Source organism: Pseudomonas sp. URIL14HWK12:I6, assembly GCF_000514195.1.
In the GTDB taxonomy this organism is placed as follows: Bacteria; Pseudomonadota; Gammaproteobacteria; order Pseudomonadales; family Pseudomonadaceae; genus Aquipseudomonas; species Aquipseudomonas putida_A.
In genome coordinates this window covers 209,287-234,997 of sequence record NZ_AZVL01000010.1, presented here as the reverse complement: position 1 = coordinate 234,997, position 25,711 = coordinate 209,287, and the positions used below count along the sequence as shown (strand labels likewise).

Below are 25,711 nucleotides of genomic sequence, written 5' to 3'. Positions count from 1 at the left end.
AGAATCTGTTGTTATAGGCTTCAAGTAACAATTCAGTCAGACCGAGGCGCGGCTATCGCGAGCAGGCTCACTCCTACAGGTTTGGCGGGGAACACACATGTTGTGTACGACACAAATCCTGTAGGAGTGAGCCTGCTCGCGATGGCCGTTACGCCATTTTGATGCCAGGCGTCAGGGCCGCCGGCAACACCAGGCTCGGTGTTTCCAGCGACGCCACCGGGTACGCGCAGTAATCCGCCGCGTAGTAGGCGCTGGCGCGATGGTTGCCCGAAGCGCCAACACCGCCGAACGGCGCGCTGCTCGCCGCACCGGTCAGCTGTTTGTTCCAGTTGACGATACCGGCGCGGCTTTCCAGCCAGAACTGCTGATAACGATCTTCGGAATCCGACAGCAAACCAGCCGCCAAGCCATAAGCGGTGTCGTTGGCCTCAGCGATCGCCGCAGCGAAATCGGCGTAGCGAATCACTTGCAGCAACGGGCCGAACAGTTCTTCGTCCGGACGCTCGGCCACGGCGGTCACATCCAGAATGCCCGGGGTCAGCAAGGCAGACTGCGCTTGCGGCTGAGTCATCGCCAGCAACGACACCGCGCCATTGGCCAGCAGGTGTTGCTGGGCATCCATCAGCGCTTTCGCCGCGCCAAGGGAAATCACCGAGCCCATGAATGGCGCCGGCTGTTGATCGAACGCACCGACTTCAATCGTTGCGCTGACTTCCACCAGACGCTTGAGCAGGCTGTCGCCCCATGCGCCTTGCGGCACCAGCAGACGACGCGCACACGTGCAGCGCTGACCGGCGGAGATGAACGCCGACTGAATGATCGTGTACACCGCCGCGTCCAGATCACCCACCTGATCAACCACCAGCGGGTTGTTGCCGCCCATTTCCAAAGCAAGAATCTTGTCCGGACGCCCGGCGAACTGCTGATGCAGGTGATTGCCGGTGCGGCTCGAACCGGTGAAGAACAAGCCATCGATGCCCGGGTTCGCCGCCAGGGCGATACCGGTTTCGCGAGCGCCTTGCAACAGGTTCAACACGCCGGCCGGCAGACCGGCTTCGATCCAGCACTTGACCGTCAGCTCGGCGACTTTCGGCGTCAGCTCGCTTGGCTTGAACAGCACGCTGTTACCGGCCAGCAGCGCCGGCACGATGTGCCCGTTCGGCAAATGGCCGGGGAAGTTGTAAGGGCCGAATACCGCCACCACACCGTGTGGCTTGTGGCGCAGTACGGCGGTGGCGTCGCCCAGCGGGCCACTCTTCTCGCCAGTACGTTCGCGGTAGCTCTGCACCGAGATCGCGATCTTGTTGACCATGCTGGTAACTTCGGTCGCGGCTTCCCACAGGGGCTTGCCGGTTTCCTCACCGATGGTGCGGGCCAGTTCGTCGCTGTGGTTTTTCAGGGCGGCGGCGAAGGCTTCGAGCACGCTGATGCGCTCGTCCAGCGAACGCCGCGCCCAACCCGGAAAGGCCTGACGCGCAGCCTGCACGGCCGACTCGACCTGAGCGGCGGTAGCGCCCTCCCCCGACCACAGGACTTGCTGGGTCACCGGGTTCAGCGACTGAAAGGCTTCGCCCTGACCGGCCAGCCATTCACCTGCGATGTATAGCGAATTCATTATTTCGACTCCCGAGCAGCAGACAACGCCACGGCGCGCACTTGATCGCCGGCGTTGAGTTGAAGACGTTTGGCGGTCAGCGGATCGACCACCAGCGTGCCAGCGGCCAGACGGGCCGGCGCAGCAGTGATGCGGCAGTCTTCGCGCTTGCGGTTATGGATGATGAACGGCGTGGCGTCATCGCCCGGTGTACCGATCGCCAGCACCAGCGCTTCGCTGTCGCGGACTGCGCGGATCTTGCTGGTTTCGCATTCGATGGCCGGGCCGGCGTCGAAGATGTCGACGTAACCCTGATAGCTGAAACCTTCGCTCTTGAGCATCGCCAGCGCCGGTTCGGTGTCCGGGTGCACCTGACCGATAACGTTACGCGCATCCGGCGACAGGAAGCAGGTGTACAGCGGGAATTTCGGCATCAGTTCGGCGATGAACGCCTTGTTGCCAACACCGGTCAGGTAGTCGGCCTGGCTGAATTCCATCTTGAAGAAGTGCCGACCCAGGCTTTCCCAGAACGGCGAACGACCGGCCTCATCGGAGACGCCGCGCATCTCGGCGATGATCTTGTTGCCGAACAGCTCAGGGAACTCGGCGATGAACAGCATGCGCGCCTTGGACAGCATGCGGCCGTTCAGACCGGTGCGGTAATCGGCATGCAGGAACAGCGAGCACAGCTCGGAGTTGCCGGTCAGGTCGTTGGCGAGGAACAGCGTCGGAATCTCGCGATAGATGTTCAGCTCTTGCGAGGCGCTGACGGTCAGGCCGACGCGGAAGTTGTACCACGGCTCGCGCAGACCGACCGCGCCAGCGATGGCGGAAATCCCCACCACGCGACCGTTGTCGTCTTCGAGCACGAACAGGTAGTCCGCATCGCCACGGCCGGCTTCGCCGCGAAAGGTCTTCTCGGCCCAGCCGACCCGATGGGTCAGGCGCTCTTCGTTGGCCGGCAAGGTGGTCAGGCCGGTGCCGGTGCTGCGGGCCAGGTCGATCAGCGCGGATAAATCGCTGCTGCGTACGGGACGAACAATCATGCTATCTCCTCAAACGGGCCGCCTTCGCCACCCGTGAAACTCGCTAAGGCGTTAAACCGCCACCAGGCGCACGCTGGCACCTTCACCGACGCCCAGGGCTTCGGCTGCTTCCAGATCCAGGGTCACCGGTTTGCCCGGCGCGTAATCGAGTTCCAGCAGCACCGCGCGGTAATCCTGCAACTGCGCGTTGGCCACCAGATACTGGCGCCCGGCGCCTTTCACCGGCTCGCCGATCTTCACTGGCACCACACGGCTCTGAGCGATCGAACGGATCCCCGAAACACGCGCATGCAGGGTCGGGCCACCGTCGAAAATGTCGATGTAGTGATCGGTCTCGAAGCCTTCGCGCATCAGGATGTCGAAAGTGATCTGCGCACGCGGGTGCACCTGGCCCATCGCTTCTTGAGCGGAATCCGGCAGCAGCGGCACATAGATCGGGTAATGCGGCATCAGTTCGGCGAGGAACGTGCGGCTCTTCAGGCCACACAGGCGTTCGGCCTCGGCGTAGTTGAGGTCGAAGAAGTTGCGCCCGATCGCGTCCCAGAATGGCGAATCGCCGTTCTCGTCGCTGTAACCGACGATCTCGGTCACCACCGAATCGGCGAAACGCTCCGGGTGGCTGGCGACGAACAGCAGGCGGCCACGGGAGTTGAGCTCGGCCCACGGCGACCCCACCAGCTCACGCTGCACGTAGAAACTGGTCAGCAAGCTGTTGCCGGTCAGGTCGTGGCATTGCGAGAGCACGTGGATCTTGTTGTGGATCTTCAGCTCGCGGGAGGCGTGGACGAAGGTCTCGTTGCGGAAGCTGTAGAACGGCTCGGAGTAACCGGCCGAGGCAACGATCGCCGAGCAGCCGACCAGTTTGCCGGTGGCGGTGTCTTCGAGGACGAAAAAGTAGCTCTCCTCACCGTTGAAACTCACTTCGGCAGCGAACGAGGCTTCGCTCGCGGCGATCTTGTCGCTCAGACGTTCCACGTCATCCGGCAAGGAAGTGACACCAATCGGACTGTCCGCAGCCAGACGCTGTACCTCGCCCAGATCAGCCATTTGCGCAGGGCGCATCACCAGCATGGTGTCACTCCTTTCTCTTATAAATTTACAGAAGAAAAAACACCGGACCTTGTAGGAGTGAGCCTGCTCGCGATTGCGGTCTGTCAGAAACCAATGAGTCGACTGACATACCGCAATCGCGAGCAGGCTCACTCCTACAGTGGATCGGGTCCGGCATAAAATTTTGATCGACGCCCGAATCCTCAGGCGTCGAAGGGTCTATCAGGCTTGCGTCAGTGCTGCTGCCGCGCGTTCGAAGCGGTCGAGACCGGCATCGATATCGGCGTCTTCCACCACCAGGCTCGGGGCGAAACGGATCACGTCCGGGCCGGCCTGCAGAATCATCAGGCCTTCTTTTTCAGCGGCGTTGAAGATGTCCTTGGCCTTGCCTTTCCAGGCATCGCTCAGCACACAACCGATCAGCAGACCGAGGCCACGCACCTGAGTGAACAGGCCGTACTTCTCGCCGATCTGCTGCAGGCGGGTCTTGAACTTGTCGTGCTTGGCGTTGACGCCGCTCAGCACCTCGGGGGTGTTGATCACGTCGATCACTGCCTCGGCAACGGCGCACGCCAGCGGGTTGCCGCCGTAAGTGGTGCCGTGGGTGCCGACGACCAGATGTTTGGCCAGCGCTTCGGTGGTCAGCATCGCGGCGATCGGGAAACCACCGCCCAGGCTCTTGGCGCTGGTCAGGATGTCCGGGGTCACGCCGTAATGCTGATAGGCGAACAGGTGGCCGGTACGGCCCATGCCGGTCTGCACTTCGTCGAACACCAGCAGCGCGTTGTTCGCGTCGCACAGTTCACGGGCACCTTGCAGGTAAGCCAGTTCGGCTGGCAGTACGCCGCCCTCGCCCTGGATCGGTTCGAGCACGACCGCACAGGTCTTGTCGGAAACCGCCGCTTTCAGCGCGGCCAGATCGTTGTAAGGAACGTGGGTGATGCCGGTGATTTTCGGACCGAAACCATCGGAGTACTTCGACTGGCCACCGACGTTGACGGTGAACAGGGTACGACCGTGGAAGCTGTTGAGCGCGGCGATGATCTCGTATTTTTCGCTGCCGAAACGGTCGAACGCCACGCGACGGGCCAGCTTGAACGCGGCCTCGTTGGCTTCGGCGCCCGAGTTGCAGAAGAACACGCGCTCGGCGAACGTGGCGTCGATCAGCTTGTGCGCCAGGCGCAGGGCCGGCTCATTGGTGAACACGTTGGACACGTGCCACAGCTTGTTCGCTTGCTCGGTCAAGGCACCGACCAGCGCCGGATGCGCGTGGCCCAATACGTTTACGGCAATCCCGCCGGCGAAGTCGATCAGCTCGCGACCGCTCTGGTCCCAGACGCGGGAACCGGCGCCACGCACCGGAATGAAAGCGGCAGGCGCGTAGTTGGGAACCATTACCTGGTCGAAATCGGCGCGTTGTACCGCAGCGTGCTCAACGGACATCGGAGTCTCCTGAAGAGGAACACCCGCCTGAAACTGGCGAGCGATGGGGGGATTGTAAGGACAGTTTGCAGCCCGGCCTTGCCGCCAAGCGACAACTTCTTATAGCGCAAACCCCGGATTTTCCCGGGTTTACGGCAATGCGACATATAGCGTCGCAAAGGCGCAGTTTAAACTGCACGCCGCCATTTGCGCAGACGTACCGGGGATCTTAATCAAGAGAGTTTTGTGGCGTGCGGTATATATGTACCGCACATTGAATCAACGGCCGGTGTTTGCTAGGGACCTTTCTCCAGGCAAACGGCCTCACCCCATGATTCAAGAAACCACACCCGCCCCCGCGACACTGCCCGACCCACTGCTGCTACCCCGGCAGGACGCACACTATCAACCGCTGCTCCAGGCCATCCCGACATGGCTGAGTCAGGCTGCGGCACACAAACGCGCGGCATTGAAACGGGCCAGTCCGCTACTGCCCGCCAACCTCAAACAGGCATCACGCACCGAGCATGCAAAACTGCGCGCGCTGAATGCCGCGCACTGGACCGCACACAACCGCGTCGAACGAAGCCTTGCCCGGTTGCAGGACGCCAAAGCGTTCGCCGAACCGCTGCTGCGCGCCGAACTGGAAAAGCGGTTTGGCTTGAATCTGGATGTCCGGCAAACCTTCCTGCGCCTGTACCTGCCCGACCATGTTCCGTGGCTACGCCTCAAATCCGGTGCCGCGCGCACCTGGACCGTCTCGTTGCTGGACGCCGCGCTGCACAATTTTGAAAGCAGCGAGACCAGCGCTGACGCCTTTGAGTCCGCCTCGGGTTATGTCAGCCAGCCCTCGTCCGACGGTCAGTTCAGCGTGCTGCCGAACATCCCCAAGGCGATGTCGATCCCTGCCTTCACCCGCCTGTGTCGCGAGCTGGATATCGGCCGCCGCTACAACACTTATCTGCAAGACAATTTGGGCGTCAGCAATCCGCTGGTCGCAGCCGTGCTGCAACCACAGGTTTGCACGAGTGACAAAGCCGCCCTGGTCGCCGCCCTGCAAATGGCCTACATGCAAAAGCTGCTGGGGGCCGATGTCCATCGCCTGATCCTCGGGCTGCTCGATGGCTTGCAGCATTTGCGCCTCAATCGTCAGGCGTGGCATTGCCATGTGCTGACGATGATGAAAGTCCGCCTGACCGGCATCGTGCTGTTCGCGCCGAATCTTGAAGCTGCACACGCAGCAGCGCGAGTCGTGGTTTACATTCCCGATGACCCACAACACCCAGTCAAGGAATACGCCAGTTCCGCTGCCTTCGCTGAGGAGCTGGCGCAACGCTTGCGCGATCCGGACTATCAGGTCTTCTTCAGCCGTTTTATCGACCACGCCGAGCGCGGCGCTTTCTTCGGTCAGTTGCGGGCCTTGCTCAGCCCCGTCACCTGGCAACCCTTACCGGCCGGCGATCCACGCCCCACCTGGCGCGAGCATCCGGCCGTGCGGCCTTTTATGCAGATCGTCGCGACCCCGATCCAGGGTGAGCTATGGGTGTATCTGTACCAACGCAAGCTCGACAAGATGCTCAACGATGCCCGCGTCATCGCCGTCTCGACGGCCATGGTCGATCGCAAGGCGCGCTGGGCACTCTGGGATTCCTTCACGGACATTGCACAGTCGCTGCTCAACCTCGTCGCGTTTGTCGCCTTGCCATTCGTGCCATTTCTCGGCGAGCTGATGCTTGCCTACACGGCCTATCAACTGCTCGACGAGACGTTCGAAAGCATCGTTGACTGGGCCGAAGGCCAGCCCCGCGAAGCGTTCGCGCATTTGATCGGCGTCGTAGAGTCCATGGTGCAGGTCGGCACTTTCGCCGCTGGCGGCGCTATCGCCGTCAGCAAGTTTCGCGCGCTGCTGCCTGCCGATGTCGTCCAGTTCATCGACCGCTTCATTCCGGTGAAAACGGCCAATGGCAAGACCCGCTACTGGAAACCCGACCTGCGCCCTTACGAGTGGTCCGGCACGCTGCCCAAAGACATCCGAACCGATGCACTGGGCCTGCAAACCCATTTGGGCAAGACCCTGCTGACCCTCGAAGACAAGTTGTATACCGTCAGCCTTGATGCCGAAACGGGCGCCTATCGCATCGACCATCCGACGCGTCCCGAGGCTTATAAACCCGCACTCAGGCACAACACCGCAGGCGCCTGGCAAACCGAAATTGACCAGCCACTGGCTTGGGATCGCGCCACCGTGCTGAGCCGCAGCAGTGCGCAGATGCAGCGCCTTCCCGCTGTTCTGCGGGAGCGCCTGCTGAATATCAGTGGCTGCGAGGAAAACACCCTGCGCCAGATGCACGTCGAGCGCGATCAATTGCCACCCTTACTCAGTGACACGCTGCAGCGCTGGCAGATCGATCAGGACATTCAATTGTTCATCGAGCAGATCGGCAGCCCGCATGCCGAGGATTACCTCAAGGCCGACCCGGCCACCCAACTGCAACTGCTTTTCGACAACGGCGACTGGCCTGCCGACCGAGGCCTGCAACTGATCGACCGTCAGGGCAGAACCCTGTGGCGCAGCCCCGTCGCCGACGTGCCCTTCATACAAATCGAGGGCTCACGACTGGACGATGGCGACCTGCTCAAGACCTGCCTGCAACGCCTGACAGAATCGCAACGAAGGCGGCTATTGAGCGAAGCCCTGCATACGCCCGCACCCTCGGCCGAGGCCCGCGCAACTAGTCTGCGGCGCAGCGTCGCCGAGCTGGCAAAGCGCAAACGCCAAAGCCTGTTCGAGGATCGATATCGTCAGTTACAGCGCGGCGCTAGCCCGCTGGTACAGGTACTGATGGATGCCGAACCCGGCCTGCCGAAGGCGTTGGCGCAATCGATACTGGAAACGGCAAGTGATGCTGAATACCTGCAACTACAGCGTGGAACACTCTCCGCAAGACTGGTCGCTCTGACCCAGGAAACGGGTCTGCAAGTGCGCGCAACCCGAGCCTTTGAAGGGCTGGAGCTGCAAGCGACAGTCAATAATCTGGATACGGATCGGCTGGCCCTCCATTCGCTGCCACGCTTGCCGGGCTGGTCGCCGTCGATACGAATGGAGCTCAGGCACTACAGCCATAGCGGGCAACTGATCGACAGCCTCGGCGCGCAGGACGCGCTCATTCGCAAAGTGCTGGTACTGACCGAACAGGGCGACTATCAGCCGTTCGACGCTAGCGGTGAGTCGCTCAGCGCGCCGGGGTCACTGTATTCAAGTCTGCTGCATGCCCTGCCCGACGCAGAACGTTCGGCGCTGAACATCCACATCACGCAAGACCTGCAGCTCAAGCAGCTGATTCGTGACCACGCGCTCGACCGTCAAGCGTTGCTGAACCTGCTGTCGCAAAATCCGATTCGCAAACCCGCTTACGACCCCACCGTGATGCGCCTGCGTGGCGGTACCAGTGGCTATCGGCGCATGCCTACCAATACGCCGACGCTGCACGCCCATGCCCACTGGCTGCTGCCGCACTTGCTGCCTGAAGAGCTCAACGCGTTCGTCGAGCGCCTGCAACGCCATCCGGACGGCCCGCGAGCGGAGCTGAGCCGTCTGATCACTGAACGCAACCGCCTCGACGCGGTGCTGAGTCCGTGGACTGAGGGTATTCCCCTCGTTCATCCGCAGTCCGGCGCCCGCCTCACCACCGAGCAATACGCGATCCAGCGTCATCGCCGACGGCAGATGCGGGTCGACATCCTGGACTGCTGGAAGCAGCAGGTTTCCTTGCCGGAGAACACCGAGCAGACCATCGATCTGCGCCTGTCACAGTCAATCATCGGAGAGCTGCCACAACTTGAGGTGAACTTCAGTCACGTGGACTACCTGACCGTCGAAGGGGTCGGCAGCACTCAGGGTATACACGGTTTTCTGAACTGCTTCTCCGGCTTGCGTCGCCTGGCGCTGCGCAATTTCCAGCTGGGCAACCTGCCGGAGTCGATCAGCCGTTCGCCACAACTGCGCGAGCTGATTCTCAGCGACTGCAGCATCACCCTGACAGCCGAGAGCCAAACCACACTGGCGGCGTTGACTCAACTGAGAACCCTGGACCTGTTCAGGAACCCGCTCGGGCTCACCCCCAACGTCGAAAAAATGCCCCGACTCAATTACATCGATGTGTCGGAGACCGGCATATCCGAACTGCCACCCGGCCTGCTCACGCGCCCGCTATTGCGCACCGCACTGCTCAACGACAACCAGATCCGATCGTTGTCGCCCGCCCTTTTCGAGCTGCCCTACAACGTTCCGGAAGGCTTCGACCTGAGCGGCAATCCGATTGCCAGCGCAGACCGGGAGCGCATCAAACGCCACTTCAACGACACCCGCCAGGACTTCGGCGTAATAGCCGAACAGGCTGATTTGCTGCGCGTACAGGCGCTGTACACACACATGGATCTGGAACAGGCCAGTGAATTTTTCTATCTGCTACCCGGCACCCTGGCCGAGGGTCGAATCGAACTTGCACGGCTTGAGCGTGAATACAGCGACTTGAGTAGCAACCTCGCCCACTGGGCGACCGACCATCCGGCCTTGCACCCGATCAGTGGCGAGCCCTTCACGATTGAGCAAGTGCTGAACGAGCACGCCGCACGTCACGAATTCAAATCGCTCATTGAGCAGTGCTGGCGCCGGGAAACCGAGCAAGACGAACCGGATCAGAACCTCCAGCCACTGCATGACTTGAACCTGGCGACAATCATCCGCGGCGACTTGCCCGTACTCAATGCCGATTTCAGCCATGTCACCCATCTGTACCTCAGAAGCCTGCCGGGCCAGACGTTTGGAATCGACAGGTTTGTCGAGACGTTCGCCAGCCTCAGAGGACTGACGATTTATCAATATCGGCTTGAACACATTCCGCCGGCGGTGTTTCGCATGGCTGAGCTGACCTATTTGTCGCTTTCACACTGCGATTTGACGCTCACGCCTCAAGCCGCCCTTGAGCTTGCGCAAATGGAGCGCCTGGATCACTTGGATCTGAGTGATAACCCGCTGGGTGAGACCCCGGATGTCAGCCAGATGACCCATCTGCAAACGCTGATGCTGGACAACAGCGGCATCACCAGCCTGCCGCCGGGCTTGCTGCAACTCGAACACCTGGAAATCGCCGACCTGAGCGACAACGCAATCACCCAGGTTCCCAGCGATATCCTGGAGTTGCCACAACAGCGTGCGGACAAATTCAGCCTGCTGGGCAATCCGCTCTCTGAGCTCAGCGTGCAACGGCTGATCGCCTACTTCAAAAAGCACCGCATCGATTTTGGCGTGGACGCCGTCATCGAACGGGCGGAAATGGAGGTGTCCACGTCTGAAGATTCGGGGGTCGATGAGTGACGCTCAGCGGGTTCTGCCGGGGTGCGTCAACCGCGCTCCGGCGGCACTGACGACAGTTCGAACGGACTGCTGCTGCGCCGCTGGTTGCGATCTTCACGCGGCGTGGCGCCGAAGAAGTTGCGGTAGGCGCTGGAGAAATGCGGCCCGGAGGAGAAACCGCAAGACAGGCCGATCTGGATGATCGACTTGCTGGTTTGCATCAACATCTGCCGGGCCTTGTTCAGGCGCAACTCCAGGTAGTACTGGCTCGGCACGCGGTTGAGGTATTGCTTGAAGATCCGCTCCAGCTGTCGACGGGACACGCACACGTGCTGGGCGATTTCGTCGGTGGTCAGCGGCTCTTCGATGTTGGCTTCCATGAGCAACACCGCTTGGGTGAGCTTCGGATGGCTTGAACCGAGGCGGTTCTGCAGTGGAATGCGCTGGCGTTCACCGCCCTCGCGGATGCGCTCGACCACCAGTTCTTCGGACACCGCACCGGCCAGTTCAGCCCCATGATCACGGGCCAGCACCGCCAGCAGCAGGTCGAGCACCGACATGCCGCCACACGCGGTCAGGCGATCGCGATCCCAGTCGAACAGGTGACTGGTGGCGATGACTTTCGGGAAACGTTCAGCGAAATCGTCCTGCCAGCGCCAGTGCACAGCCGCGCGGTAACCGTCGAGCAGACCGAGCTGCGCCAGCGGATAGACACCGGCCGACAAACCACCGATCACGCATCCGGCACGCACCAGTTGCTTGAGCGCGCTGCTGAGGGCCGGGGCCAGGGTGGTCGGCGGCTCGTCGGCGAGCAGGAACAGTTTCTGGAAGTTTTCCAGCTTGCCGGTCCACGCCTCGCCGGGCAGTTGCCACGCCCCCTCGGCCGCAACGTCTGTCACGGTTTCGGCCTGGAGGAACGACAATTCGTAAACCACCTCCGGATGCACCCGCTGAGCAACACGCAAGGCCTCCTCCGCCAGCGCCAGCGTCAGAGCTTTAGTGCTGGGCCAAATCAGGAAACCAATTCGATGGGCAGTCATGGGCGGGCAATCCGAAACGAAGAACGGTGATGAAGGCATGGGCCAATGCTAGCCCGTAATCGAAGCTGTCGCAGGTCCATTGTGGGAGCGGGCTTGCTCGCGAAGGCGGTGGTTCAGGCAGCAATGATGTTGACTGATCGACCGCTTTCGCGAGCAAGCCCGCTCCCACAGGGGGACCGAGCCAGCCTTCAGGTCGCGAAGCATGACCTAATCTGGTGCATAACGGCAGCGATTACTTGAGGCTGCCCGACAGGAATTGTTGCAAGCGCTCGGATTGCGGATTGACCAGCACTTCGCGCGGGTTGCCGCTCTCTTCCACAACTCCTTTGTGCAGGAACACCAACTGGTTCGACACTTCACGGGCGAAACCCATTTCGTGTGTGACCACGACCATGGTGCGGCCTTCCTGAGCGAGGGCCTGCATGACTTTGAGCACGTCGCCGACCAGTTCCGGGTCGAGCGCCGAAGTCGGTTCGTCGAACAGCATCACTTCCGGCTCCATCGCCAGCGCACGGGCAATTGCCACACGCTGCTGCTCGCCACCGGACATGTGTCCCGGGAACGCATCTTTACGATGGGCGACGCCAACCTTGTTCAGGTAGTGCTCGGCTTTCTCGCGGGCTTCGGCCTTGGACACGCCCAGTACGTGAACCGGCGCTTCCATGATGTTTTCCAGCGCAGTCATGTGCGACCACAGGTTGAAATGCTGGAACACCATCGACAGGCGCGAACGCATGCGCTGCAGCTGTTTCGGATCAGCGGCTTTCAGCGCGCCGTCCTTGTTCGCTACCAGCTTCAGCTCTTCGTTGTTGAGCAGGATCTTGCCCGCGTGCGGCTGTTCAAGCAGGTTGATGCAGCGCAGGAAAGTACTTTTGCCGGAGCCACTGGAGCCGATGATGCTGATCACATCGCCGGCTGCCGCTTTCAGGGACACGCCCTTGAGCACTTCGTGACTGCCATAGCGTTTATGCAGGTCTTGGACTTCAAGCTTGTACATGCGGTCGGTTCTCACAAAAACAGTCAGTCAGTCGTTGAGCAAGCGCCCGTGACGCAGCGCTTCGCGCCCCGCCACCTTGGCCAGCCAGAAACCGGGTTGGGCATAGCGCAGCCGTTCAATGGCAAACAGCACCCCGGACGTACCAGCACACACCGTGCTGACCCGATCGGACACAGGGTCGATCACTTCGAAAATCTCATCCCCGGCTTCAACCCACTCGCCGGGTTTACGCAGAAAACTCACCACACCGGGGTGCGGTGCCAACAGTAATTCAGTGCCTTCGAACGGCATGCCTTCGCACGGCTCGCTGGCCGGCTTCGGCCACTCGCCAGTGATCAGGCCTTGCTCGGCGAGGAACGCCAGAATGCCTTCAGCCCAGGCTTGCGCATCAACGCGGTCGGTATTGGCCTGACCGCCCAACTCGACGGTGGTCGCCAGGCACGCCAGAGGGATCTGCGCGTCCGGGAACTGCCGCGACAGACGCAACCACGGCAACGAGCACGCTTCATCGAAGGAGCTGCCGCCGGAATCTTCCGCCAGCAAACCGACCTTCACATTCAGATGTGCGGCCAGGGAGCGCCACTGCGGCCAGTGCTGCGGCAGCGCATACATGTGCAGCGCGGCTTCAGCGTCGCAATGCAAGTCGAGCACCACGTCGGCAGTGCAGGCGTGGCTGAGCAAAACGCGCTGCATGCCTTGCAACTGGCTGCTCGCCTCGGGCAATGCCGCCAGATGATCAGCCATGGCCTGACGGATCAGGCGAATGTTGGCGTGCGGATCGTCACCGAGACGCTCGGCCAGCTTCTCCGCAACCGGTGCGCTCAGCTCGACGAAATCGCGGTTGAAATTCTTGCCGCTGCCCGCCTCGAAACGCCCCTGATGATTGCCTTGCAGCAATTGGCCGAGGCCCAGCGGGTTGGCGACCGGTACCAACTCGATCACACCGTTGAGCAGGCCTTGGGCTTCGAGTTCGCCGAGGCGCTTTTTCAGCTCCCAGGCGGTGCGCATGCCCGGCAGTTCGTCGGCGTGCAGGCTGGCCTGGATGTAAGCCTTGCGCTCGCCGCTCCCAAACCGGAACACCGAAATCTTGCGCTCGCTGCCCAGGTGGCTCCACGGCAATACGTGGTCGATGCGTTCCATATCAGTGCTTCCGCGGGGCGAGGTAGCTCAACCAGCGGCGCTCGGCCAGCTTGAACAGCTTCACCAGGATGAAGGTCAGGCACAGGTAGAACACGCCAGCGGTGATGTACGCCTCGAACGGCAGGTAGTACTGCGCGTTGACGGTACGGGCCGCGCCGGTGATGTCGATCAGGGTCACGATGGACGCCAGACTGGTGGTCTGCAGCATCATGATCACTTCGTTGCTGTACTGCGGCAGCGCCCGGCGCAGGGCCGATGGCAACAGGATGCGCTTGTACAGTTTGAAGCGCGACATGCCCATGGCCTTGGCGGCTTCGATCTCGCCGTTCGGCGTGGCCTTGAGGCTGCCGGCGATGATCTCGGCGGTGTAGGCGCTGGTGTTGATCGCGAACGCCAGGCACGCACAGAACGTCGCGCTGGACAGCCACGGCCACAAGAAGCTTTCACGTACCGCTTCGAATTGCGCCAGACCGTAGTAGATCAAAAACAGCTGCACCAGCATCGGCGTGCCGCGGATCACGTAGGTGTAGAGCCACGCGGCGCCGTTAACGATCGGGTTCTTCGAGACGCGCATCAGGCCCAGCGGCAGTGCCGCCAACAGACCGAACAACAGCGACAGCGCGAGCAGTTTGAGGGTGGTCAGCAGGCCGCCGAGGTACAGCGGCATGGCCTCCCAAATGACGTTGTAGTCGAAGATCATAGATCAGCCGCCCTTACGCCTACCGAGTAGCGCTTCTCAAGGTGACGCAGCGCCAGCAACGAGACGCTGGTGATCACCAGGTACATCGCCGCCACTGCGAGGAAGAAGGTGAAAGGCTCGCGGGTGGCGTCTGCCGCCTGCTTGGCCTTGAACATCATGTCTTGCAGACCGACTACCGAAATCAGCGCGGTGGCCTTGGTCAGCACCAGCCAGTTGTTGGTGAAGCCGGGAATCGCCAGGCGAATCATCTGCGGCACCATCACCCGGAAGAACACCTGAAAACTGCTCATGCCGTACGCCATGCCCGCTTCGGCCTGGCCCTTGGGGATCGCCATGAACGCACCACGGAAGGTTTCCGACAGGTAGGCGCCGAAGATGAAACCGAGGGTGCCGATACCGGCGGCCAGCGGGTTCAGGTCGATGTAGTCGTCATAGCCGAGCATCGGCGCGACGCGGTTGAGCAAGTCCTGACCGCCGTAGAAAATCAGCAGGATCAGCACCAGGTCGGGTATCCCGCGGATCACCGTGGAATACAGATCGCCCAGCCACGCCAGCCAGCGAATCGGCGACAGGCGCAACGCGACCCCGATCAGCCCGAGAACGATGGCCAGGGCCATGGACGACAAGGCGAGCTGAAGCGTCAGCCATGCGCCATCGAGGATGACAGCCCCGTAGCCTTTCAACATGATTCAGGTCCTCGAAAGTTGGGATGAAAAAATGGCGCAAACCGCAGAGATCCTGTTGCTTGCGCCATTTCTGACTTGTCGCAGAGACGTGTTACTTGCCGTAGATATCGAAGGCGAAGTACTTGTCCTGGATGGCTTTGTATTTACCGTTTTCACGGATGGCCGCGATGGCAGCGTTGATCTTGTCTTTCAGCGCGTCACCCTTGCGCACAGCAATGCCTACGCCGTCGCCGAAGTATTTGACGTCGGTGAACTGCGGGCCAACGAAGGCGAAGCCTTTGCCGGAATCAGTGTTCAGGAAGCCGTCCTGCAGCAGGGTGGCATCCGCCACGGTACCGTCGAGGCGACCAGCAGCCACGTCGAGGTAGATTTCGTTCTGCGAGCCGTATGGCTTGATCTCGGCACCCAGCGGGGCCAGGACTTCGCGGGCGAAACGCTCGTGAATCGAACCACGTTGTACACCGATGTTCTTGCCTTTGAGCTCAGACAGGTTGTCGCTGACAACGGTGCCTTGCTTCATGACCAGACGGGCCGGGGTGTTGTAGTACTTGTTGGTGAAGTCCACGGACTTCTTGCGGTCTTCGGTGATCGACATCGACGACAGGATCGCGTCGATCTTGCGCACTTTGAGTGCCGGGATCAGACCGTCGAACTCTTGCTCGACCCACTGGCACTTGACCTTCATTTCTTCACACAGGGCATTGCCGATGTCGTAGTCGAAACCAACGATGCTGCCATCCGGCGCTTTGGAAGCGAACGGAGGGTAAGCCGCTTCGATACCGATCTTCAGAGGTTTTTCATCAGCGAAGGAATTCAGCGACAGCACGGACAGTGCCAGGGCGCCAAGCAGCACAAGTTTCTTCATCTTGGGACTCCATCGGTAAAGGGCAAAAACGGCAGAGTGAGCGACAGCCCAATATGCGAATGGGTGAATCGGGAAAGCGGTGCAGCATCGGTGGGAAATTTCCCGGTGAAACCTCCAGGGGTTTCAACGTCAGCCACGATGAGCGAGTGATCGGCATTCTAACGACAGGCCCGAAGCCGATATTTCTTCAATGCGACAACTAATTACAGATGCACAGAGAAACCCGCTTGAGCGCATTGACAGCCTTGCAAATTCATGCAAGAGCGAAAGACAGTGAACCGATCTATGCTGCAAATTGCGGGCCTATTATTCGCAAACCCTTCTAATCCGGCAAGCGCAGCGTTGTGTCTTATTTCTCACCGGGGGTTTTGAGGCTCTAAAACGGGGCATTGCGTTTCCCTTCGCCCCGCAGCGGGGCGGGCGGTTACACATTTGGTTACTCGGGTAGGCATGGGTAACAGCGGGAAATGGCTTGCACAGGAAATCGATAATTATTGGTTGGGTGGGTTTGGGTTTCTGACAGGGGATTACTGCGGCGTCTGACAGATTGTCTTCGCGAGCAAGCCCGCTCCCACAGGTTGATCGCATTCTGTCTGAAATAATGCAGGCCCACTGTGGGAGCGGGCTTGCTCGCGAAGAGGCCAGCAAAACCACCACAACCCCACCAGACAAAATAGCCCCGGCTGGACTGCATTCTTCCAGACAGAACACACATCGACCTGTGGGAGCGAGTTTGCTCGCGAAGAGGCCAGCAAAACCACCACAACCCCACCAGACGAAATAGCCCCGGCTGGACTGCATTCCTCCAGACAGAACACACCTCAACCTGTGGGAGCGGGCTTGCTCGCGAAGGGGCCAGCCCTGCCACCCCAAAAACCTCCAGACACAAAAAAGCCCCACCCGGCATCACCGGACAGGGCTTTTCAATGCATCAGACAGGCTTAAGCCACATTCATCGTCTTGTGCGTATCAATCAAATGCTGCACCACACCCGGATCCGCCAGGGTCGAGATATCCCCCAACCCATCGTACTCAGCCGTAGCAATTTTGCGCAGAATCCGCCGCATGATCTTGCCCGAACGGGTCTTCGGCAACCCCGGCGCCCACTGGATCACGTCCGGCGAAGCAATCGGGCCGATCTCTTTGCGCACCCAGTTCTTCAGTTCCAGACGCAGTTGCTCGCTCGGCTCTTCGCCATTCTTCAGGGTGACGTAAACATAAATGCCCTGCCCCTTGATGTCGTGCGGCACACCGACCACCGCCGCTTCGGCGACTTTCGGGTGGGCGACCATCGCGCTTTCGATCTCGGCGGTGCCCATGCGGTGGCCGGAGACGTTGAGCACGTCGTCCACGCGCCCGGTGATCCAGTAATAACCATCGGCATCACGCCGCGCACCGTCACCGGTGAAGTACATGCCACGGAAGGTCTTGAAGTAGGTGTCGACGAAACGGTCATGGTCGCCATACAGCGTGCGCGCCTGACCCGGCCACGAATCGAGAATCACCAGATTGCCCTCGGCCTCGCCTTCGATAATGTTGCCGAGGTTGTCGACCAGCGCCGGCACCACACCGAAGAATGGACGTGCCGCCGACCCCGGCTTCAGTGCATGCGCCCCCGGCAGCGGGCTCATCATGTTGCCGCCGGTTTCGGTCTGCCACCAGGTATCGACGATCGGGCAACGGGACTTGCCGACATTCTTGTAGTACCAGTCCCAGGCTTCCGGGTTGATCGGCTCGCCCACCGAACCGAGCAGACGCAGGCTGCTGCCATCAGCGCCCTCAACGGCAGCGGTGCCCGAAGCCATCATCGCGCGGATCGCGGTCGGTGCGGTGTAGAGGATGTTGACCTTGTGCTTGTCGACGATCTTCGCCACCCGGGTGATGTCCGGGTAGTTCGGCACGCCTTCGAACAGCAGCGTGGTCGCGCCATTGGCCAGCGGGCCGTAGACGATGTAACTGTGGCCGGTGACCCAGCCGACGTCGGCGGTGCACCAGTAGATTTCGCCCGGACGGTAGTCGAACACACGCTCGTGGGTCATCGCCGCGTACAGCAGATAACCGCCGGTGGTGTGCTGCACGCCCTTCGGTTTGCCGGTCGAGCCAGAGGTATAAAGGATGAACAGCGCTTCTTCGGCGCCCATCTCTTTTGGCGCGCAGACGGTGCCCGCCACTTTCATCAGATCTTCGTACCAGATGTCGCGATGCTGGTTCCACTTGATGTCGCCACCGGTGCGCTTGCACACGATGACTTTCTGGATACTGCTGGTTTCCGGGTTGGTCAGCGCGTCGTCGACGTTGGCCTTCAGCGAGATCTTCTTGCCGGCACGGATGCCTTCGTCAGCAGTGATCACCACTTTCGAGCGGCAGTCGATGATCCGCCCCGCCAGCGCTTCCGGCGAGAAACCACCGAACACCACCGAGTGAATCGCACCGATCCGGGTGCAGGCCAGCATGGCGACCACGGCTTCGGGGATCATCGGCATATAGATAGTCACCACGTCGCCGCGGTGTACGTCCTGACCACGCAGGGCGTTGGCTAGCTTGCACACTTGCTCGTGGAGTTCGCGATAAGTGATGTTGCGGCTTTCGGAAGGATCGTCGCCTTCCCAGATGATTGCGATCTGATCGCCGCGCTCGGCCAGATGACGGTCGAGGCAGTTGTAGGAAACGTTCAGGGTGCCGTCGGCGAACCATTTGATGTCGACATGGTGATCGTCGAAGGAAGTCTGCTTCACCGTGGTGAAAGGCTTGATCCAGTCGAGGCGCTTGGCTTGCTCGCGCCAGAAACCGTCAGGGTTGACGACCGACTGCTGGTACATGGCTTTGTAGGTCGCCTCGTCAGTCAGCGTATTGGCCAGAACCTCGGGACGAACGGGATACAGAGAAGCCGCACTCATCTTTCTTACCTCGGTGGAATAGTTGTTTTTGTATGACCCCGTTGTAGCCGGGCCGGGCCCATAGAACCATTCGACGATGGTAGTAACAAGCCCCTACAAAACATGGCGATACCCAGACAGCAAGCCCGACGCACTACCCCCAAACACCCCAAACCCCTTGTAGGAGCTTGCCTGCAAGCGATCCAGACAACTCGGTTCCCCAGACAAATTGCATCGCCAGAAAACGCTCTTCCCCACCCTGACGACCGATTGTTACCAAATCTGCCAAAAGTGTTTATCAAAACCCCACCTGTTTACCCCCACCCCACCTGCCTAAAATCGACTCCGCCAACAAGGCAAACGCGATTAACAACGTTACAGCCCCCACGAAGGCCGTTAATCCAGCTCTCAAGTAATAACTGCAAATGATGAAGTTCCACACGCAACCCTAAAAAGGTTGCGTGACCCCACTCGACCTCAAAAAGGTAAATCTGAAATGAAAGCTTTATTGGTTCTGGCCCTCAGCAGTCTGTGCGCAACCGCCATGGCAGACGAGGTCCCGACTGATGTCGCACAGCAACAACCGGTGATCGAGGAATACACTTACTCCACTCACCTGGACATCGCCAAAGTTGTATCGATGAGCGAAGTGCCGAATGTCTGCGAAGTGGTACCGGCCAAAATGGAGTACGACGACTCCAAGGGTCAGCGCCACATCCTGCGTTACAGCGTCATGGGTAACGGCTGCACCAATTGATGATCAAGACTGCACCGAATCGGACCGCTCAGCGCCTCATTTGAGGGTCGATTCCAGCCCGGCTTCGGTCGGGCTCAGTTGTGTCTGGAGTCGTCAAAAATGCTTGCAAAACACTAGATGTAGTGAAAATCCGGTTTTTCTGTTCGTTTTTTGAACAATTCCACAATCGCGAGATTTTTACGAAAAAAAATCTTCACCCGGCAAAGCCCTGTAAACCCGCACTCTCATCGAAAAACCACCCTCCTCGACCGCTTCATGCGCGGATTCGCCTCAGCACAGCCGTGTTTTTTTCCCTATAATGCCGCCCTAATCGGGTCAGCAATATTCCCTTACAGGGAACAAAAGCCATTCTGAAGCCCCGCAGCAGCGTCAACGCTGATCTGCGCCCGTCAGAGGCTCTCGGAAACCCGTACAAAATTCTGTTTTATTGCCTGCCTTGGCTGCCGCAAAAAACGATTCCTTAAGATCCAACGCGGTCTGTACGACCGTGTGAAAAACCAACCAATCAGGTTTCACACGGGGCGACAGGCCCTCACGCAGGAGACGACACGTCATGCTGAGCTGGGACGAATTCGACAAAGAAGACAGTGAAGTAGCAGCAGTGAAAGGCGCCAACGCCGGCCACGCTACTGAAGCCAACATGGACCGCCTCGACAGCGCCGGCGGTGCCGCAGCGCTGGAAGCCCGCGCCGTGACCGCCGACGACTCGGCCGCCGTGGCCCGCGCCAAGGCAGCACTGGATTCCCTCGACGTCGCCGAAGGCCTCGCCGAACTCGAAGGCGCCTCCGCCCGTGTCGCCGTTGACGAAAAGCGCATGATCAACTGCCGCGCCGACCTCAACCAACTCGTACCTTTCAAGTACGACTGGGCCTGGCAGAAGTACCTGGACGGCTGCGCAAACCACTGGATGCCGCAAGAAGTCAACATGACCGCCGACATCGCCCTCTGGAAAAACCCGGAAGGCCTGACCGACGACGAGCGCCGCATCGTGATGCGCAACCTCGGCTTCTTCTCCACCGCCGACTCCCTGGTTGCCAACAACCTGGTCCTGGCCGTGTACCGCCTGATCACCAACCCGGAATGCCGCCAGTACATCCTGCGCCAGGCCTTCGAAGAGGCGATCCACACCCACGCCTACCAGTACTGCATCGAATCGCTGGCCATGGATGAAGGCGAGATCTTCAACATGTACCACGAGATCCCATCGGTCGCCAAAAAGGCAGCCTGGGGCCTGAAATACACCCGCTCGATCTCCGATCCGAAGTTCGAAACCGGCACCCCGGACACCGACAAAGAACTGCTGCGCAACCTGATCGCCTACTACTGCGTTCTGGAAGGCATCTTCTTCTACTGCGGCTTCACCCAGATCCTCTCCATGGGCCGCCGCAACAAAATGACCGGCGTCGCCGAGCAGTTCCAGTACATCCTGCGCGACGAATCCATGCACCTGAACTTCGGCATCGACGTGATCAACCAGATCAAAATCGAAAACCCACACCTGTGGGACGCCGAAATGAAGGAAGAAGCGACCCAGATGATCCTGCAGGGTACGCAGCTGGAGATCGAATACGCACGCGACACCATGCCTCGCGGCGTACTGGGCATGAACGCGGCGATGATGGAGGACTACCTGAAGTTCATCGCTAACCGTCGTTTGTCGCAGATTGGTTTGAAAGAGGAATACCCAGGGACCACTAACCCGTTCCCTTGGATGAGCGAGATTATGGACTTGAAGAAAGAGAAGAATTTCTTTGAGACTCGGGTTATTGAGTATCAGACTGGTGGGGCGTTGAGCTGGGATTGATTAGAATCCTCCAAAAAACCCTGAGAAATCGGGGTTTTTTTTGGATATTTTTTATTATCAAGGAAGAAAAATGCTAGGTTACAAATATCGTGCAATAAATCAATACTCATTAGAAACCCTTCAGAACAATACAGTTTATTTCTCCCCATATACAGACTTCAATGATCCATTTGAATTCTCAACTCCCTTCCCTAATCTTCCGATTATGTACAGCAGGGCATCAACCGAACTGGACTTACTACACAAAAAAGGCATTTTAACCCGCCCCATATACTTACATCTAAAAAATATATGCGAAGATATAATAAAAAATGGAGATCCAAAGCTAGACAGCACTCATCATAAAATCAAAGAGAAGCTAAAAACCGTCGGAATTTATAGCTTGAGCAGCGTAAATGACGAAATACTAATGTGGAGCCATTATGCAGACAACCATAAAGGATTCTGTATAGGCTTCGATACGTTACACAAAAACACAACACCACAAACAAAGTCGTTCCCAGTAAATTACAGAAACACCTTTTCCGATCTTAACGACCCCGAAATAGTCATAAAATTCTACACAGATATTTTCAGTAAATACAAACATCTACCCCTCAAAGCGTGGCAGGCAAAGAGTGACAAGCTAGCCAGTGTTCTAAAAAGGGAAGATGATCTAAGGGGAGGGATATCCGTTTTAACAGACAAATACCACAAATGGTCTTATGAGCAGGAGTTTAGATTAGTAGATGAAAAAACTTACGGAGTGAAAAAATTCAAACCAAAATGCCTAAAGTCAATTACATTTGGGTTAAGAACTAGCGAAGAGGACAAGTTCAAAATAATTGAAATCTGTAAGAGGACAGATAAAAACCACGTTATTTTTTTTCAGGCAGAAAAGTCTAGGCATTCTTTCAAACTAGAAATAGTTGAAATTAAATCATAATAAACAGCATTTCTTAAAGAAAGCGGGAAACTAAAAAGTCTCCCTATACATTCCACCAATCTACGCACGCACGTTCTGCATCGCGAGAATTATGTCACCTGCAATAGTTTCAAAGTTAAGATCAGGCATACCAAATCGGCCATAATACCGTGCAAATTTAGCTTGAACACCCTCAGCAAACGGCGTATCCAAAGTTGCAATCTTAGTAAAACACTCGCCCTTTAAAAAGTCCTCCATCGGAATTTGCGATAGAAACTGGAAATCTGCAACAAGATGTGGGAGAAATGATGTACCCGGAAGATATTTATATCTATCTGGCTGCCCTCCAGCGATCTTTCTATTATCGCCGATCAAGCCAGTTAACTCCTTCCGTTTACCGCTACCGACAACCTGCTGCTCAGAAATCGCATTCCGAATACTCTCAAACTCAGAAAACTCTTCTATTCTGCTACATTTAACAAGCAAAACGACGTCAGCTTTTCCTTGCTCTAAATCGCAGGCCGGATTTATGACAAGGTAAATAGTTCCACTTTCATTAGCACTATACAAGTCACCCAAACTTACACGAAAATTCAGCGCGGGCCAGATATAATACTCAACAGGATGAACTTTTGAACCACCGACATATTCCGGATTAAAAAATTTTCGAATTGAAGACGCACTTAATGAGTTGGACAATCGACGAGCCAGGAGATAGGCCACTTCTCCTTCTTCCTTGAGCTCATCGGCGCTACCCCAATGTTCTTCAACATGCCCCCAAAGATACTTTCTTTGCTCATCCTGAATATAGCGAATCAATTCAGGCAACTTAGTCTCAAAAGTTTCTCTGACAACTCGACTCAGTTCACCTGCCGCCCCCTTCCTAACCACCTTAACGAAATGGCTTTGGAGGTGCATTATTTTCTCGGCATATCCAGTATTAAAAACAACAGGTATAAATTGCTTATCCTTGAGATAATCTAAAACCCTTTCGCCGCTTAGCCGATCGTCATCACCTTTATTATTTAGATCAGCACCTTCATCTTGAAGATCTAAAATAACCAAGTCAAAGTTCCCAGTTTCGACGTACCTCCTTGCATCTAAAAAATTATCTACGGTTGTACACTTGATTACATCCTCACCTAAAAATCCAGGCTCCTCTAACTCTTCAACTAAAAGCTCTAATATCTCTCGATCATCATCAAAAACCAAAAAATTCCATACCCTAGCCATCACACTCTCCTTTTCAATGTGACTCTAAAGGCAGCACCGCCCAATGGATTTGAATCCATCAGTTCAAAACTACCGCCGTAGTAGTCCGTTACAATATCACCAACGATGGACAGGCCCAATCCGATCCCATCATTTTTTGTAGTGAAATAAGGCTCAAAAATCAGCTCATGATTTTCCGTAGGAATTCCCGGCCCACTATCAGCTACAATAAGTTCGACTGCATTATCAGAGTTCCGCCTAACTGTAACAGCAATTACTCTTCGGTCTTCTGGCACTAGCCTTAACCAATAAAGACTATTTTGAAAGAGATTTACAATAATCTCTTGAAACTCAGACGGATCGACACTAACAAGAGTTTGTGAATTAGGAGAGGAAAACTCAACATTGTTCTTTTCAAACTCTTCAGCCAATATTTCATAAGAGTCTTTTATTAGCCTTTCTAAATACAGCTGCGAGGGACGCCCTCTTCTCCGTCCACCAAATGGCTCAATCCGACGGAACACACCATCTAGAACATCCCCCTGCCCTAAAATTTTAGTAAACCGCTCGATAAGCTTAGTCAAACTAGAACTGGAATTTCCTTCATCTCTCATACGCGTGACGCTATTCAAGCCTAATTGAGCATACCCAACTATCTTGGCTAGCGGATGACGCCCCTGATGCAGCAGCCGATCAATTAGCTGCCCAAGTGTAGCCAGTCCGTGATACCTAGCAACAACAAGTTTTATCTCTTCAATTTTTCGCAAATAATCTTTTTCTACTTTTTCGACGATATTTAGAGCAACCTTATCTGAAGGATGTTTTTCAGACAAATGGCTTTTAATACCTTCAAAATCTAAAGAATCGAATAGTCCCGGACGGCTTTTATCATCCTTCTTATCCTTCTTCTCATCTCCTTTTTTATACTGACGACGATGGACCTCTAACCTAGAGAGAATAGTGATCATTATCTCCCTCAAATCAAAGTACGCTTGATTCTCTCGCAACCCTTCACGATTTGACTGATCTTTCAGTTCTGGATTGCGATCCGCAGTTATCTGCACATAACCAAAAATCTGATTATTAGATATTCTAAGTGACGGATTCTGAATACGCCGTAAGTCTAAACGAAGCCAATCGTTATTAGGCTCACCGTAAGGTAAAACCCTAAAACCGTCCCGGTAAATATTCACACCTGCGAATGCATCGAGATCTTTTCGAACGTTAGAGATCGAGCTTTTAATCATCTGAACTATGTTTCCAAGATCATCACGATCCCAAACTCTAAGTTCAATATCCAAAGCGCCACATGCCGGGCTGCGAAAGTTCGCCTCATCACTTTCAGAGTTTGATTCCAGAAACTCCCAGCGCCCATCATCATTAACAGGAACAATACGCCCCTTTACTTTAACAGTACTGCCACTTGCTAGAACGGCATAAGTCAAATCCACTTCGCCGTTTTCAGAAATACTTCCAGAAACTGTGTAGTGAGGATATTTTACCGCCTGTGGAGGCTCGATGCTTTTAGAAAATTTCTCATATGGTGGGGGGGCTGATATTTTGATGTCAAAACCGTCCACCGCAGAAAAGGGCGAAACTAAACGAGAAAGGCCCCTCTGTAATGCAAGAAAGCTCATTTCCTCCCAGGAATTTCTCAGACCAATCATGCATAGCGCAGTACCATGCGCTTTATCTTCAGATTCAAAGAAATCACTAGGAACGTCTTTATTCAGAGGAGTAATTTCTGTCGGTGCACGCTGGAGGGTTTCAATCTTTATCTGATCAAGGTACTTTTCTTCATCATCAAATTGGCTCCAATCAAAAAATGCATAGGACTCAACGTCCTCACCTTTTTTCCGGCTTACCAGCGCTAATGAGACTGCCAAACGCGATGCAGCAAATCTCCCTACGCCTTTCTCTCCTAAAACGCGACGATTACCATCAAGACTATTTTTATTCTTTTTTTTCGAAGGAGTTGCAGGCTCCATCCAGGCTCCACGGACGGTATCGAGCCCCATTCCCATCCCATTATCGATGACAGTTATTCCGCCAGCCCCTGCCAACAGCTCATTCTCAAACCTAATTAAAACATTTTTTGCGCCGGCATCATAAGCGTTCTTGACAAGTTCGATAACGGCGACCGTATCGCTACTAATCAGCTCTTCACCCAGCGTCTTCATTATTCTAGCCCGAGGCCGAAAAGCTGAAGGCCCGTTTTCGTTATTATCTTCCATAGACACCTCGAAAACTTAAGATCTCACA

General features: G+C 57.0%; 17 protein-coding genes. 4 read left to right on the top strand and 13 right to left on the bottom strand.

Annotated elements, in window-relative coordinates:
* Window positions 1–148: 148 nt before the first annotated feature.
* The 4 genes from astD to H043_RS0115625 form a co-directional block, all read right to left on the bottom strand.
* Window positions 149–1,618, bottom strand: coding sequence for a succinylglutamate-semialdehyde dehydrogenase (gene astD / locus H043_RS0115640; RefSeq protein WP_177325634.1), 1,470 nt, complete (start codon window positions 1,616–1,618; stop codon window positions 149–151).
* Window positions 1,615–2,640, bottom strand: a complete 1,026-nt coding sequence (astA, locus tag H043_RS0115635; RefSeq protein WP_027612638.1) for an arginine N-succinyltransferase — start codon at window positions 2,638–2,640, stop codon at window positions 1,615–1,617. The genes astD and astA overlap by 4 nt, the downstream gene beginning before the upstream one ends.
* A gap of 51 nt (window positions 2,641–2,691) precedes the next feature.
* Window positions 2,692–3,711: an arginine/ornithine succinyltransferase subunit alpha gene (gene aruF / locus H043_RS0115630; protein ID WP_025112905.1), complete on the bottom strand. Its 1,020-nt coding sequence runs from the start codon at window positions 3,709–3,711 to the stop codon at window positions 2,692–2,694.
* A gap of 201 nt (window positions 3,712–3,912) precedes the next feature.
* Window positions 3,913–5,133, bottom strand: coding sequence for an aspartate aminotransferase family protein (locus H043_RS0115625; RefSeq protein ID WP_027612637.1), 1,221 nt, complete (start codon window positions 5,131–5,133; stop codon window positions 3,913–3,915).
* 310 nt (window positions 5,134–5,443) lie between these two features.
* Here H043_RS0115625 and H043_RS0115620 point away from each other — a divergent pair, with 310 nt between their 5' ends.
* On the top strand, window positions 5,444–10,489 hold the full coding sequence (locus H043_RS0115620) for a DUF6543 domain-containing protein (protein ID WP_049827892.1): 5,046 nt from the start codon (window positions 5,444–5,446) through the stop codon (window positions 10,487–10,489).
* A 26-nt stretch (window positions 10,490–10,515) separates the two neighbouring features.
* Here H043_RS0115620 and argR read toward each other — a convergent pair whose 3' ends face one another.
* The 7 genes from argR to acs all read right to left on the bottom strand — a co-directional run bounded on the left by argR (window position 10,516) and on the right by acs (window position 18,793).
* On the bottom strand, window positions 10,516–11,508 hold the full coding sequence (argR, locus tag H043_RS0115615) for a transcriptional regulator ArgR (RefSeq protein WP_027612635.1): 993 nt from the start codon (window positions 11,506–11,508) through the stop codon (window positions 10,516–10,518).
* Window positions 11,509–11,740: 232 nt separating this feature from the next.
* The gene (locus tag H043_RS0115610; RefSeq protein ID WP_003227281.1) at window positions 11,741–12,505 is read right to left on the bottom strand and encodes an ABC transporter ATP-binding protein; all 765 of its coding nucleotides are present in this window, start codon (window positions 12,503–12,505) and stop codon (window positions 11,741–11,743) included.
* A gap of 27 nt (window positions 12,506–12,532) precedes the next feature.
* A complete protein-coding gene (locus H043_RS0115605; RefSeq protein ID WP_027612634.1) occupies window positions 12,533–13,645 on the bottom strand; it encodes a M14 family metallopeptidase in 1,113 nt (370 codons plus the stop codon).
* Between the two features lies 1 nt (window position 13,646).
* A complete protein-coding gene (locus H043_RS0115600) occupies window positions 13,647–14,345 on the bottom strand; it encodes an ABC transporter permease (RefSeq protein WP_003227285.1) in 699 nt (232 codons plus the stop codon).
* Complete coding sequence (locus H043_RS0115595) at window positions 14,342–15,031, bottom strand: ABC transporter permease (protein ID WP_003227287.1); 690 nt, start codon at window positions 15,029–15,031, stop codon at window positions 14,342–14,344. Before H043_RS0115595 ends, H043_RS0115600 begins: the two co-directional genes overlap by 4 nt.
* 91 nt (window positions 15,032–15,122) lie before the next feature.
* The gene (locus H043_RS0115590; protein WP_027612633.1) at window positions 15,123–15,896 is read right to left on the bottom strand and encodes an ABC transporter substrate-binding protein; all 774 of its coding nucleotides are present in this window, start codon (window positions 15,894–15,896) and stop codon (window positions 15,123–15,125) included.
* A gap of 941 nt (window positions 15,897–16,837) precedes the next feature.
* Window positions 16,838–18,793: an acetate--CoA ligase gene (gene acs, locus H043_RS0115585; RefSeq protein ID WP_027612632.1), complete on the bottom strand. Its 1,956-nt coding sequence runs from the start codon at window positions 18,791–18,793 to the stop codon at window positions 16,838–16,840.
* A gap of 475 nt (window positions 18,794–19,268) precedes the next feature.
* On the opposite strand from acs, the gene H043_RS0115580 reads away from it, so the two are divergent.
* The 3 genes from H043_RS0115580 (at window position 19,269) to H043_RS0115570 (ending at window position 22,258) form a co-directional block, all read left to right on the top strand.
* Window positions 19,269–19,529 (top strand): DUF2790 domain-containing protein, encoded by a 261-nt coding sequence (locus tag H043_RS0115580; RefSeq protein WP_027612631.1) that lies wholly within the window; start codon window positions 19,269–19,271, stop codon window positions 19,527–19,529.
* 553 nt (window positions 19,530–20,082) lie between these two features.
* Window positions 20,083–21,333, top strand: a complete 1,251-nt coding sequence (locus H043_RS0115575; RefSeq protein WP_027612630.1) for a ribonucleotide-diphosphate reductase subunit beta — start codon at window positions 20,083–20,085, stop codon at window positions 21,331–21,333.
* A 70-nt stretch (window positions 21,334–21,403) separates the two neighbouring features.
* Entirely contained in the window at window positions 21,404–22,258 is an 855-nt protein-coding gene (locus H043_RS0115570; protein WP_027612629.1) for a DUF2971 domain-containing protein, read from the top strand.
* A 60-nt stretch (window positions 22,259–22,318) separates the two neighbouring features.
* Here H043_RS0115570 and H043_RS29155 read toward each other — a convergent pair whose 3' ends face one another.
* Window positions 22,319–23,470, bottom strand: a complete 1,152-nt coding sequence (locus H043_RS29155; protein ID WP_049827891.1) for a hypothetical protein — start codon at window positions 23,468–23,470, stop codon at window positions 22,319–22,321.
* Window positions 23,470–25,683: an ATP-binding protein gene (locus H043_RS29805; RefSeq protein WP_027612628.1), complete on the bottom strand. Its 2,214-nt coding sequence runs from the start codon at window positions 25,681–25,683 to the stop codon at window positions 23,470–23,472. The genes H043_RS29155 and H043_RS29805 overlap by 1 nt, the downstream gene beginning before the upstream one ends.
* Window positions 25,684–25,711 lie beyond the last annotated feature (28 nt).